This is a genomic window from Paraburkholderia sp. BGA-UO-ETr-F12 (genome assembly GCF_059567945.1).
In genome coordinates this window covers 94531-106287 of the sequence record NZ_JCAQOZ010000008.1, presented here as the reverse complement: position 1 = coordinate 106287, position 11757 = coordinate 94531, and the positions used below count along the sequence as shown (strand labels likewise).

13 protein-coding genes and 1 tRNA gene are annotated in these 11757 nt (G+C 62.3%); 7 read left to right on the top strand and 7 right to left on the bottom strand.

Annotated features, from left to right (window positions below):
* Window positions 1-247 precede the first annotated feature (247 nt).
* Window positions 248-841, bottom strand: a complete 594-nt coding sequence (locus AC57B6_RS02510) for a hypothetical protein (protein ID WP_454806707.1) — start codon at window positions 839-841, stop codon at window positions 248-250.
* Window positions 842-1099: 258 nt separating this feature from the next.
* Between AC57B6_RS02510 and AC57B6_RS02505 the strand changes: the two genes are divergently transcribed.
* From AC57B6_RS02505 to AC57B6_RS02495, 3 genes are all read left to right on the top strand, one after another.
* Complete coding sequence (locus AC57B6_RS02505; RefSeq protein ID WP_444512911.1) at window positions 1100-2320, top strand: Bcr/CflA family multidrug efflux MFS transporter; 1221 nt, start codon at window positions 1100-1102, stop codon at window positions 2318-2320.
* A gap of 219 nt (window positions 2321-2539) precedes the next feature.
* Window positions 2540-2767 (top strand): hypothetical protein, encoded by a 228-nt coding sequence (locus AC57B6_RS02500; RefSeq protein WP_030101199.1) that lies wholly within the window; start codon window positions 2540-2542, stop codon window positions 2765-2767.
* A 97-nt stretch (window positions 2768-2864) separates the two neighbouring features.
* Window positions 2865-3269 (top strand): RidA family protein, encoded by a 405-nt coding sequence (locus AC57B6_RS02495; RefSeq protein WP_444512912.1) that lies wholly within the window; start codon window positions 2865-2867, stop codon window positions 3267-3269.
* A 30-nt stretch (window positions 3270-3299) separates the two neighbouring features.
* Here AC57B6_RS02495 and AC57B6_RS02490 read toward each other — a convergent pair whose 3' ends face one another.
* The 6 genes from AC57B6_RS02490 to rph all read right to left on the bottom strand — a co-directional run bounded on the left by AC57B6_RS02490 (window position 3300) and on the right by rph (window position 7058).
* Window positions 3300-3770, bottom strand: a complete 471-nt coding sequence (locus tag AC57B6_RS02490; protein ID WP_252888345.1) for a FapB/FapC family functional amyloid domain-containing protein — start codon at window positions 3768-3770, stop codon at window positions 3300-3302.
* Window positions 3771-3908: 138 nt separating this feature from the next.
* Window positions 3909-4082 (bottom strand): hypothetical protein, encoded by a 174-nt coding sequence (locus AC57B6_RS02485; protein ID WP_167346785.1) that lies wholly within the window; start codon window positions 4080-4082, stop codon window positions 3909-3911.
* Window positions 4083-4306: 224 nt separating this feature from the next.
* A tRNA-Ser gene (locus AC57B6_RS02480) sits at window positions 4307-4396 on the bottom strand.
* 55 nt (window positions 4397-4451) lie between these two features.
* On the bottom strand, window positions 4452-5681 hold the full coding sequence (gene hemW, locus AC57B6_RS02475) for a radical SAM family heme chaperone HemW (RefSeq protein WP_028200158.1): 1230 nt from the start codon (window positions 5679-5681) through the stop codon (window positions 4452-4454).
* Window positions 5678-6325: an RdgB/HAM1 family non-canonical purine NTP pyrophosphatase gene (gene rdgB / locus AC57B6_RS02470; RefSeq protein ID WP_030101201.1), complete on the bottom strand. Its 648-nt coding sequence runs from the start codon at window positions 6323-6325 to the stop codon at window positions 5678-5680. Before rdgB ends, hemW begins: the two co-directional genes overlap by 4 nt.
* Window positions 6318-7058, bottom strand: coding sequence for a ribonuclease PH (rph, locus tag AC57B6_RS02465; RefSeq protein WP_028200156.1), 741 nt, complete (start codon window positions 7056-7058; stop codon window positions 6318-6320). The genes rdgB and rph overlap by 8 nt, the downstream gene beginning before the upstream one ends.
* 269 nt (window positions 7059-7327) lie before the next feature.
* On the opposite strand from rph, the gene AC57B6_RS02460 reads away from it, so the two are divergent.
* The 4 genes from AC57B6_RS02460 (at window position 7328) to AC57B6_RS02445 (ending at window position 11677) form a co-directional block, all read left to right on the top strand.
* Complete coding sequence (locus AC57B6_RS02460) at window positions 7328-8251, top strand: YicC/YloC family endoribonuclease (protein ID WP_028200155.1); 924 nt, start codon at window positions 7328-7330, stop codon at window positions 8249-8251.
* A gap of 18 nt (window positions 8252-8269) precedes the next feature.
* A complete protein-coding gene (gmk, locus tag AC57B6_RS02455; protein WP_028200154.1) occupies window positions 8270-8950 on the top strand; it encodes a guanylate kinase in 681 nt (226 codons plus the stop codon).
* 60 nt (window positions 8951-9010) lie between these two features.
* Complete coding sequence (rpoZ, locus tag AC57B6_RS02450; protein ID WP_006025620.1) at window positions 9011-9214, top strand: DNA-directed RNA polymerase subunit omega; 204 nt, start codon at window positions 9011-9013, stop codon at window positions 9212-9214.
* Between the two features lie 108 nt (window positions 9215-9322).
* Complete coding sequence (locus tag AC57B6_RS02445; protein ID WP_496420638.1) at window positions 9323-11677, top strand: RelA/SpoT family protein; 2355 nt, start codon at window positions 9323-9325, stop codon at window positions 11675-11677.
* Window positions 11678-11757: the final 80 nt, after the last annotated feature.

Genomic DNA, 11757 nt, shown 5'->3' with positions numbered 1-11757 from the left:
GGTAAGCAAAACGGGCTACCGCTTCCGGTGAACGGAAAGGATCAGTTTCCGGACACTGGGACCAATATACAAGTAAGCAAAGAAAGCGGCTTCACACCGCAAGCTCATAAGCGGGTCCCCCGCGCAGCCACGGTAGTGGTGCATCTGGAATCTGTGTTCTCGCACATTCGGCGCTAGTGACAAGGCAGTCATACCTCCGGCGGCGCTGCGCGCGCCGACGCGGTACTTCATCAACCCCTGGCGGCGTTTAGGTCTTGCGCGCGCTTTTTGCTGCGGGTTTTTTGGCCGGCGCTGGCTTTGTTTTTGCGCGGCTTTCTGTCGCGGTTTTCGCGGCTGCCGCCTTGTGGGCCGTTACCTTGCTTGAGCGAATGAGGCCTGCTGGCTCATTCAGCTTCGGTGGCTTGCGCTTGCCTGTGAGTTCGGCCCAACGCTTTTCCAATGCGCCTTCGGCGATCGGCTTGATGACGGTTCCCGAGCTTTGCGCGTCCCATGTCTGGACCGAAAACGGATGCGTGCGCAACACGTCGCGCGCAATCACGACGCCTTCATGCGCGTCGACCACCCAGTCATACACGAAGTCGATGCACAAGCGGTAGCCACGCTTCGTCGCCGGGTCGGGGACCTCGTACGGCGCGCGCGTGACGTAGCCCGAGCCGAAAATGCCCTTGGGTTCCTGCGCGACACGATGCAGAAATACGCGGTCCCCCGGCAGGATGCTGCGGGCGAATCCGCATCCCCACACGTCAGCCACCGCCACGCCCGCGGCAACCCGTTTCGCTACGTCAGGCAACTCGGGCCACGGCCATTTCTTGGGGCTCCAGATCAGCAGGAAAGCAGTCATGTCGGGGGCGGGGTAGGCTGGGTTGGATTCAGGTAAAGGGTGGCGCGGGCGCCGCTGCGGGGCGCTCCTCACGCGTTCTCGCGGCAGCTTAACCGATCGGCGGCGCGCCTGCCGCGGGGCAGGGCGGTCCGCTCGACCAGCGTCCGGGCGCGGCGCATGCTTGAGCCGTCGCGTACAATTGAGGTCGTCAAGCTGCGGTTTGAGCCGTTTCACCGCGTTTCGCTGCCGATCACGGCGCGGCGCTTCATCTGGATTCCCATGTCTCACGTCACCAGACGCCGGCCCGATGGCCGGCTGATTCTGTTGCTCGGTGCGCTTGCCGCATGCGGGCCGATTTCCATCGATATGTACTTGCCGAGCCTGCCGACCATCGCGCAGGCATTCGCCATCAGCACCGGCGCCGCGCAAACCACGCTCACCAGCTTCATGTTCGGTTTTTCGATCGGCATGCTGCTCTATGGTCCGCTGTCGGATACCTATGGCCGCCGGCCTGTGCTGCTCGGCGGCATCATCATGTATGCGCTCGCGAGCGTGGCCTGCGCGCTGTCGTTTTCGATCGAGTCGCTGGTGACGTTCCGCTTCGTACAGGCGCTCGGCGCGGGGGCGGCTTCGGTGCTGGCGCGCGCAATCGCTCGTGACGCGCACGGTCCGACCGACGCCGCGCGCGTGCTGTCGATGCTGGCCATCGTCACGTCGATCGGCCCGTTGCTCGCGCCGTTGATCGGCGGCCAGTTGCTGCTGCTCGGCGGCTGGCGCGTCGTCTTTATCGTGTTGACGCTATTCGGTGCAGTGTGCGCGGTGACCGCGTTTCTCAAGGTGCCGGAAACCTGGCCGCCCGAAAAGCGCGCGCATTCGGCGCTGCTGAAATCGTTCGGCGCCTATGGCAGGTTGCTGCGCGATCCGGTTGCGTGGGGGCACATGCTGTGCGGCGGTATGGCGTTCGCGTCGATGTTCGCTTACATCACCGCGACGCCTTTCGTTTACATCGAATATTTCCACGTGTCGGCGCAGCATTACGGCTTTCTGTTCGCGTTGAACATCGTCGGCATCATGTTCGGTAACTTCATGAATACACGTCTCGTCGGGCGGCTGGGTTCGTTGCCCATCATTTCGTTTGCCGCGACGGTGAGTTGCATCGCGTCGCTGTTCGTCTGTCTCGTTTCGCTCACCGGGTGGGGCGGACTCTGGTCGATCGTCTTCGGTCTGTTCTTCGTGGTCGGCGTCGTTGGACTGTTGTCCGCCAACTGTACAACCGATCTTATGCATCGGTATCCGGTGAATGCCGGCGCCGCGGCCGCCGTGTTCGGCGCCGTACAGTTGGCACTCGGCGCGTTGTCGAGCCTCGCCGTCGGACTCTGGCAGGACGGCTCGCCCAAGGGCATGGGCGTTGTTGTAGGCGTTGCTGGTGTGTTGTGTTACATCGGCCGGATTCTGGTCGTTAAATGGCATCGCACGAAGGTGCCCGTCGCCGCGGCTTGAAGCGGCCCGTGTTAGTGTGAGTCTGTGTGAGGCCGTATGAGGTGCGGGTCCGTTGCTCAACGCGGATCATTGTTCCTTAGCCGAAACGTGCGGCGAAACTGTGTCTGCGCCCAGCGTTAATAAGCGTGTCTACGGAAAACACCAGGTGTTGCGCGCGCGCTACCGTGCGTTTTGATTTGCATTGCTATGATGGAGTCACTGTTCCTCGGAGCGGCAATCATGGCGATCAGAGATTTGATGAACGGCGAGCGGCAGCATGCTGCCTTTGCTGAAGCGCAGAAGCTGGCGGACAGCGGCGCCTATCACGATTACACAGACATCGAATACGTCTTGCGCTTTGATTACGGTTTGTCTGATGTATCAGCGCTGCTCGACAGTCAGCTGATGCATCGCGACCTGAATCGCCGCTGCGCCGATGCGCGTGAGAAGCTGGATGTGCCTGCTTAGCGTGTAAGCGTGTAAGCGTGTGACATGCGCGGCAAGTGCTTACAGTGCACCGCGCGTAGCCATGCGCCGCTTAGGCGCGATCCCCTTCGGAGTTTTCATGGCTGTTAGTCAGCACGACCCGCACCTGCCGCACCTCGATAATCCCGCTGCTTTGGCGAAGCCAGGTGGACACTACAGCCATGTCGCGATCGCTAATGGTTTTGTTTTCGTCTCGGGGCAGTTGCCGATCAACCCGCAGGGCGAAAAACTCGCGGATGCCTCGTTCGAGATTCAGGCCGAGCAGGTGCTGGCCAATCTTCAGGCTGCGCTCGAAGGCGCCGGCAGCAGCATTGCGCAACTGGTGCAGGTGCGCGTCTATATCGTTGATGTCGAAAACTGGACGAGCTTCAATCAGATCTACGCGCGTTGGGCCGGCGACGCGCGTCCGGCGCGTGCCGTCGTGCCGGTCCCTCATCTGCATTACGGCTTGAAGATCGAGATCGAAGCGACCGCGCTGGTTTAACTCTTGGCTAAGGTGTTTTTGCGCATCGGTTTAGTGAATCACGAGCCCATTGAATTGGGCATTGCCCGCGCCGGCCGCGATATTCACGCCAACGTTGCCGCTCACGGCCGCCAGTGAACCGGCGCCGAGCCCCGCGGTGGCATTGCCCGTCAACTGCGCGGCGGTCTGCAGATTCTGTTGCGAGGCGATCGCGGTTTGAGGTGTGCCGACAAGGGCGATCTGATTGGTCTGCGCATTCAGCGTTCCGGACGCCAGATTCACGCCGATATTGCCGCTCGCCCCTTTCAGCGCATTCGCGCCAACCGTTGCTGCGCACGCTCCAGTCGATGCACTGCCGCGTACATTCTGCAGACTGGACAACCCGGCGGAGCCGAACACCGCGGCGCTGTCGTCGTCGGATAGCGCTGTTGACGTCCCCGCAAATGTATCTGCAAATGCGGACGGAACGACCGTGCTCGCGGCAACCCAAATCGACGCAACGGCCAAAGCCCGGATTTTCATGAGCAACTCCCTGACTTGTGCTGAGTGCACAGATAGTCTTGATATCGACCGGGGGAGCAAGATGTTGAGGGAGGGGTTCCCCTTAATAGCGGACAGCGCCAGCAAATGGAGATCGACTGGCGCCGGCCTGGTTGCGGCTTACCATCTCCCGCGACCGCCGTAATAACCGCCGACGCCAACCCCCACGCTGACGCTCGGGGCGGCGTAGTAGCCGGGGGCGTATCCGTATGCCGGTGCGTAGCCGTACGGCTGCGCGACGACACATCCGGACAGGGCCACTGCGAAGCCGATCACAAACAGTAGTTTGACCATGGTTCCTCCGTCTTTAAGACTTGGAGGAGCCGGCAGCAGGGTTCGTTCGGGGTGCCGTGTGACGGCAAATTACGAAACCTCGATCTGATCGGGTTTCATTTACAGTTGCTTACCCGTTCGATTTATTGCGTGATGGCAGACCTTACTGGCACGTCGCCAATTGACAGGTTATTCGGTGGCCGGAAACGAAAAACGGGCCGAGTGGCCCGTTTTCATTGAGTGTCTGGCGGAGGCGGTGAGATTCGAACTCACGGAAGGATCACTCCTTCGCCGGTTTTCAAGACCGGTGCCTTAAACCGCTCGGCCACACCTCCAAGCCCGAAATTGTAACCTGAAAAATCCCCGTTGCGGGGCTCAGCGGCTCTGCAATTACTGCGGATCCTTCAGAAACAGCGCTTGCAGATCGTTCAGGAAGGCTTGGCCAAGCGGCGTCGGGGCGATCTTTTCGTGGTCGCGCGTGATCAGCTTGCGCCGTTCCGCCTCCTGCAAAGCCGGCTCGATCGAGGTCATCGACATTCCCGTACGCTCGATAAATCGATGTACCGGAAACCCTTCCACCAACCGCAGCGCGTTCAGCATGAACTCGAATGGCAGATCGCGCGGCCCGACCTCGTGCTCTTCCTGCACAGCGGTGCCGGCTTTGGCCTGCTCGATGAACGTGGTGGGATGCTTGTAGCGCATCTGACGCAGCACGCGGTTCGGAAACGACAGCTTGGTATGCGCGCCCGCGCCGATGCCGAGATAATCGCCGAAGCGCCAGTAGTTCAGATTGTGCTTGCTCTGCCGATGCGGCTGCGCATACGCGGATACCTCATAGCGTTCATAGCCGGCGGCCGTTGTGCGTTCGTGAATCCAGTCCTGCATGTCGGCGGAAGCATCGTCGTCGGGGAGCGCCGGCGGGAATTTGGCAAACAGCGTGTTCGGTTCGAGCGTGAGGTGATACAGCGACAAATGCGGCGGCGCGAACGACAACGCTGTTTCCACGTCTGCCTGACATTGTGCGAGCGTTTGCCCCGGCAGGGCAAACATCAGATCGAGGTTGAAGTTGTCAAAGGTGGTCGCGGCCACTTCCACCGCATGGCGTGCCTGCGTCGAATCGTGAATCCGGCCAAGCGCTTTCAGATGCGCTTCATTGAAACTCTGGATGCCCACCGACAGGCGATTCACCCCGCTCGCGCGAAACTGCGCGAACTTGTCCGCTTCGAACGTACCCGGATTGGCTTCGAGCGTGATTTCCGCATCGGCGTCGAGCGGGAGCAGCGCGCGGATGTCGGACAGCATGCGGTCGAGCCCGGCGGCCGACAGCAGGCTGGGTGTGCCGCCGCCAATGAATACCGTGTGGACCTGACGCCCCCACACGAGCGGCAGCGCGAGCTCCAGATCGGCGCGCAGCGCATCGAGATACTCGGCTTCGGGAAACGTGTCGCCTTTCCACTCGTGCGAGTTGAAATCGCAGTAAGGGCATTTGCGCACGCACCACGGAAAGTGCACATACAGCGCCAGAGGCGGCAACGACGTCAGGCGAATGCTGCCCGGCGACGTGAAAGCCTTGATGACGCCGTTGCCGATATCGGCAGGCGCTGGTTTGATCGGAATCACGCTTCCTCCGTCAGCCGCGCGAGCAGATGCCGTAACGCAATCGCGCGATGGCTGCTGGCATTCTTCACGGCCGGCTCGAGTTCCGCGGCGGTTGCTTTCAGCGACGGCAGGAAAAAGTACGGGTCGTAGCCGAAACCATGTCCGCCGCGTGGCGCATCCAGCATTTCGCCGTGCCAGCGGCCTTCGGCGATCAGCGGCTCGGGATCGTCCGCATGACGCACCAGCGCCAGCACGCAGTAGTAATACGCGCGACGATCGGTTTCGCCGGCCAGCGCTGAAACGAGCTGTGCGTTGTTCGCCGCGTCGCTCTTTTCGCCGCCGGCGCGCTGCGCATAACGTGCAGAGTAAACACCGGGGGCGCCACGCAGTGCGCGTACGCACAAGCCGGAATCGTCGGCCAGCGCGGGCAGGCCGGTTAGCTTCGCCGCGTGACGCGCCTTGGTTAGCGCGTTTTCGACGAAAGTCGGATATGGCTCTTCGGCCTCCGGCACGTTCAGCTCGCCCTGCGGGATCAGCTCGATGCCGGCCGCGCCGAGCAGCGCCGCGAACTCGCGCAGCTTGCCCGCGTTGTTCGACGCCAGCACGACCTTCTTCAGCGGCGAGTCAGATGCAACCCCGCCGATGTCTTGACGACCTTCACTCACTCTTCTGCTCCAATGCTTCTTTCTGCTTCGCGATCAGCGTGTTGATGCCGTCGCTTGCCAGATCGAGCAGCGCATTCATTTCGTCGCGCGAGAACGGCGCGCCTTCGGCGGTGCCCTGAATTTCGACGAAGCCGCCCGCGCCCGTCATCACCACGTTCATGTCGGTGTCGCATTGCGAGTCTTCGTCGTAGTCGAGGTCCAGCACCGGCAGACCGTCGTACACGCCGACCGAAATCGCCGCGATGTAGTCGGTGATCGGCGAAGTTTCGATGCGGCCCGCGGCCAGCAACTTTGCCACCGCGTCATGCGCGGCGACGAACGCGCCGGTGATGCTCGCCGTGCGCGTGCCGCCGTCGGCCTGGATCACGTCGCAATCGATATGCAGCGTGCGCGCACCAAGTTTCTCGAGATCGAATACCGAACGCAAGGCGCGGCCGATCAGGCGCTGGATTTCCTGCGTGCGGCCAGTTTGCTTGCCGCGCGCGGCTTCGCGGTCGCTGCGGGTATGCGTGGCGCGCGGCAGCATGCCGTATTCGGCGGTCAGCCAGCCCTGGCCACGGTCGCGCAGGAACGACGGCACGCTCTCGGCGATGCTCGCCGTGCAGATGACCTTGGTGTCGCCGAATTCGACCAGCACCGAGCCCTCCGCATGCTTCGTATAGTGGCGCGTGATGCGCACGTCGCGCAGCTGGTTGGCCTGGCGGCCGCTGGGGCGTTGGGTGTCGTTGGTCATGTTGGGATCGGTCTGGAAGAAAAGCGGGAGGGAAAGCGCGATTTTACCGCCGATCGCGCCGGGCGCGGGGCGGCCTGGTAGCCGGGCGGGCAGCCGCATGCGCCGGGGCTCTCAGCGAAGTCGCACGGCGCAGGCGGCGGCCCGCGTATAAAGGGCCTTGCCGGTAAAAATGGGATAATGCGGATTCCCCGCCCCGCGTCTCGTACACGCCGGGCGATTCGACTCTCCGGCCATCGTCAAAACGCATGGCCACAATCGCGAGAAATACGATGATCTACAGCATGACTGGCTATGCGAGCGCCACGCGCGAACTCGTCGCGGCCTCGGGCACCGGCGGTGTGAGCGTATCGGTCGAATTGCGCACGGTGAACTCGCGCTTTCTCGATCTGAACTTCCGGATGCCGGAAGACGTGCGCGTTTGCGAACCGACGCTGCGTGAAATGCTGATGAACAAACTTTCGCGCGGCAAGGTCGATATTCGTATCAACCTGCAGCGCAGCGAACAGTCGGCCAACGCAGGCTCGGTCAATCGCGATGCGCTGACGCAACTCGCGCTGCTCGAGCGCACCGTGCTGTCGACGTTTCCGGAAGCGGGGCGCCTGCGTACCGGCGAAATTCTGCGCTGGCCTGGCGTGCTGGCCGAAACCGGCGTGGCGCCGGAAGTGTTGCGCGACGCGGTGCTTGCTTGCGGCAAGCAGGCGATTACCGATCTGATCGACGTGCGTGCTCGTGAAGGCGCGCAACTGGCGACCATGCTGCTCGCCAACGTCACCGAGATGGAAGCGATCGTCACGAAGATCACACCGTTGGTGCCGGAACTGATCGCCAAGCATCAGCAGAAGATCGTCGAACGTCTGCAGGAAGCGCTTGGTATTGCCGCGCCCGATACGGCGGCAACGATCGTCTCGCGCGAGGAAATCAACGAGCGGATTCGCCAGGAAGTGACGATGTATGGCATTCGCATCGACATTGCCGAAGAATTGTCGCGTCTCACGGCTCACCTGAACGAAACGCGTCACGTGATCGAGAAGGGCGGCAAGGTCGGCAAGCGCCTCGACTTCATGATGCAGGAGCTGAATCGCGAAGCGAACACGCTCGGCTCGAAGGCGGCCGCGAAGGAACTGGCCGATTCGTCGATGACCCTGAAGCTGCTCATCGAACAGATGCGCGAGCAAGTACAGAATCTGGAGTAAGGCAGGAGCCCCGAGAACATGACCGACCACACACGCGAAACCAGCGCACCGCGCAACCCTTACGCCGGTGCTTATCCCGGCAACCTGTTCATGGTGGTCGCGCCTTCGGGCGCAGGCAAGTCGACGCTCGTGAACGCGCTGCTCGCCGGCGACGACGCGATCCGTCTGTCGATTTCGTACACCACACGCCCGCCGCGTCCGAAGGAGCAGGACGGCGAACACTATCACTTCACGACGGTCGACGATTTCCTGACCCGTCACGCGGCCGGCGAGTTTCTGGAAAGCGCGGAAGTGCACGGCAACTACTATGCGACGTCGCGCGTGTGGATCGAAGAGCAGATGAAAAGCGGCCATGACGTGCTGCTCGAAATCGACTGGCAAGGCGCGCAACAGGTCAAGAAGCAGTTTCACAACGCAGTGGAAATTTTCATCCTGCCGCCGTCGCTCGAGGCGCTCGAAGAGCGTTTGAAAAAGCGCGGCCAGGACGAACCGAACGTGATCACGCGCCGTTTGCTCGCGGCCGGCAGCGAGATGGCGCACGCGGCCGAAGCGGAGTACGTCGTGATCAACGACAGCTTCGATCGTGCGCTCGGTGAACTGCGCTGCCTCGTGGCCGCGACGCGTTCGCGCTTCGCCTCGCAATACGCGCGCCACACGCAGCTTTTCGTGCAGCTCGGCATCCACCTGCCGCACGCGTGAACGCGGCGATGGTTCGAGCACATAAGGTAGAATAAGCGACATACTGAGAAGGAACCCAACATGGCCCGCATTACCGTCGAAGACTGTCTCAAACAGATCCCGAACCGTTTCGAACTCGCGCTTGCCGCGACCTATCGCGCGCGTCAGCTCGCTCAAGGTCACACGCCGAAGATCGAAAGCCGCGACAAGCCCACCGTCGTCGCACTGCGCGAAATCGCAGCCGGCCAGGTTGGCGTCGAAATGCTGAAGAAGGTGCCGGTTTAAGGCGCACTGTTCGGTTTTCGATTGCCTGTATTTGCCAGGTCTATTTGCTACACGTAATTGCATCACCGTGCAGACCGGCGTCCAACCCTAACCGCTACGGAGGCGAACATGAGTACGACCCCGCCCACCGCCTCGGAAGTGGAACACGACGCTGACTCGCCCTCGTCCGCACGGAAGTACATCGACGCGGTCCTCGAACAGTCGTTTCGCCATCTGTTTGGGCCGACCGCCACGCCGGAGCAACCGCGCCGGCATGACGTCGTTTCGATCGCCAAACTGACCTCCGCTCTGTCCGGCTATTTGCAGCCGGAAGAGATCAAGGACGTCAAGGCGGCGTTCCATTTCAGCGACGAAGCCCACCTCGGCCAGTATCGGCAGAGCGGCGAACCCTACATTACCCATCCTGTCGCCGTCGCGGAAATCTGCGCCGGCTGGAATCTCGACGCCCAGTCGATCATGGCGGCGCTGTTGCACGACGTGATGGAAGACCAGGGCGTGACCAAGGCCGAACTCGCCGAGCGATTCGGCGCGAAGGTCGCGGAACTGGTCGACGGGTTGTCGAAGCTGGACAAGATGGAGTTTCGCAATCGCGAAGAGGCGCAGGCGGAAAACTTCCGCAAGATGCTGCTCGCGATGGCACGCGACGTCCGCGTGATTCTGGTGAAGCTCGCCGACCGGCTGCACAACATGCGCACGCTCGGTGCGGTGCCGCACGAGAAACGCCGCCGCGTGGCGCGCGAGACGCTAGACATTTATGCGCCGATCGCCCACCGGCTTGGCCTGAACAATACCTATCGCGAGCTGCAGGACCTGAGCTTCGCGAACTTCAACCCGCATCGCTACGCCACGCTCGAAAAGGCCGTCAAGGCCGCACGCGGCAACCGGCGCGAAGTGGTCGGCAAGATTCTGGAGTCGGTGCAGCGCGCGATTGCCGACGCGAAGCTCGACGCCGAAGTGACCGGTCGCGAGAAAACCATCTTCAGTATCTACAAGAAGATGCGCGACAAGCAGTTGTCGTTTTCGCAGGTGCTCGACGTGTACGGCTTCCGCGTGGTGGTTGAAAGCGCGCTCGAGTGCTACACGTGCATCGGCGCGTTGCATGCGCTCTACAAGCCAGTGCCGGGCAAGTTCAAGGATTACATCGCGATCCCGAAGGTGAACGGCTATCAATCGCTGCACACCACGCTGGTCGGCCCGTTCGGTGCACCGATCGAGTTCCAGGTGCGCACGCGCAAGATGCACGAGATTGCCGAAGCGGGCGTCGCGGCACACTGGTTGTACAAGAACGGCGGCGCGGATCTGAACGACGTGCAGAAGCGCGCGCACCAGTGGCTCAAGTCGCTGCTCGACATCCAGAGCGAAGCGGGCGATTCCAGCGAATTCCTCGAGCACGTCAAGATCGACCTGTTCCCGGACGCGGTCTACGTGTTTACGCCCAAGTCGAAGATCATGGCGCTGCCGCGCGGCGCCACGGCGCTCGATTTTGCATATTCGATCCACAGCGACCTGGGTAACCAGTGCGTCGCCGTGAAGATCAATAACGAACTGCTGCCGCTGCGCACCGAGTTGAAGAGCGGTGACATTGTTGAAGTGATCACGGCGCCGTACTCGAAGCCGAATCCGGCGTGGCTCGGTTTCGTGCGCACCGGCAAGGCGCGTTCGGCAATCCGCCATTATCTGAAGACGATGCGCCTGAACGAGTCCGTCCAGCTCGGCGAACGTCTTGTCGACCAGGCGCTGAAGGGCTACGGGCTGGCGCTGTCGGACGTGACGCCGGAAGCGTGGGAAAAGCTCGTGCAGTGGACGGGCAACAAGAACCGTCAGGAAATCTTCGCGGATATCGGTCTCGGCCGGCGTGTCGCCGCGGTCATGGCCAAGCGTATCGAAGTGCTGATGAGCGGCCGCGACGCGGACGACGACGGTTCGCGCGACGGCACAGCGCCGCATGCGCCGCCGGTCGTTATCACGGGCACCGAAGGCATGTCAGTACAGTTGTCCGCATGCTGCCGTCCGATCCCGGGCGACGACATCATGGGCTATATCGGCATTGGCCTCGGCATGGCGATCCACACCACCGATTGCCGCGTCGCGCAGCGCATCCACAAGCGCGACCCGGGCCGCTGGATCGATGTTGCATGGGCGCCGCAGCCGGGGCGTCTGTTCGACGTCGCGGTGAAGGTGCTGGTCAAGAACACCAAGGGCGTATTCGCCCGTGTGGCGGCCGACATCACGTCGGCGGATGCGAACATCGTCCACATCGCGATGGACGAAGATCTGTCGCAGGAATCCACGGTGCTGCGTTTCGTGATCCAGGTGAGCGATCGTGTCCATCTCGCCAATGTCATGCGCCGCGTGCGGACGAATCCGGACGTGATGCGGATCGCGCGCGAACGGCCGAGCGATGAGGGGCATCACCGTCACGACGGCGGGATGCGGATCGACCGCGAGCGGGCGGACTACTGATCTGTGGCCGGCTGAAGCTGCTCGCAGCGGACGTCTGAGCGCCCCACGGGTGGCGCCGGGCAGCGCCTTCGTTGAGACCG

Coding starts and splice junctions, on each gene's coding strand:
- AC57B6_RS02510 (WP_454806707.1), bottom strand. CDS start 841: ATGACTGCTTTCCTGCTGATCTGGAGCCCCAAGAAATGGCCGTGGCCC.
- AC57B6_RS02505 (WP_444512911.1), top strand. CDS start 1,100: ATGTCTCACGTCACCAGACGCCGGCCCGATGGCCGGCTGATTCTGTTG.
- AC57B6_RS02500 (WP_030101199.1), top strand. CDS start 2,540: ATGGCGATCAGAGATTTGATGAACGGCGAGCGGCAGCATGCTGCCTTT.
- AC57B6_RS02495 (WP_444512912.1), top strand. CDS start 2,865: ATGGCTGTTAGTCAGCACGACCCGCACCTGCCGCACCTCGATAATCCC.
- AC57B6_RS02490 (WP_252888345.1), bottom strand. CDS start 3,770: ATGAAAATCCGGGCTTTGGCCGTTGCGTCGATTTGGGTTGCCGCGAGC.
- AC57B6_RS02485 (WP_167346785.1), bottom strand. CDS start 4,082: ATGGTCAAACTACTGTTTGTGATCGGCTTCGCAGTGGCCCTGTCCGGA.
- rph (WP_028200156.1), bottom strand. CDS start 7,058: ATGACCAACGACACCCAACGCCCCAGCGGCCGCCAGGCCAACCAGCTG.
- AC57B6_RS02460 (WP_028200155.1), top strand. CDS start 7,328: ATGATCTACAGCATGACTGGCTATGCGAGCGCCACGCGCGAACTCGTC.
- gmk (WP_028200154.1), top strand. CDS start 8,270: ATGACCGACCACACACGCGAAACCAGCGCACCGCGCAACCCTTACGCC.
- rpoZ (WP_006025620.1), top strand. CDS start 9,011: ATGGCCCGCATTACCGTCGAAGACTGTCTCAAACAGATCCCGAACCGT.
- AC57B6_RS02445 (WP_496420638.1), top strand. CDS start 9,323: ATGAGTACGACCCCGCCCACCGCCTCGGAAGTGGAACACGACGCTGAC.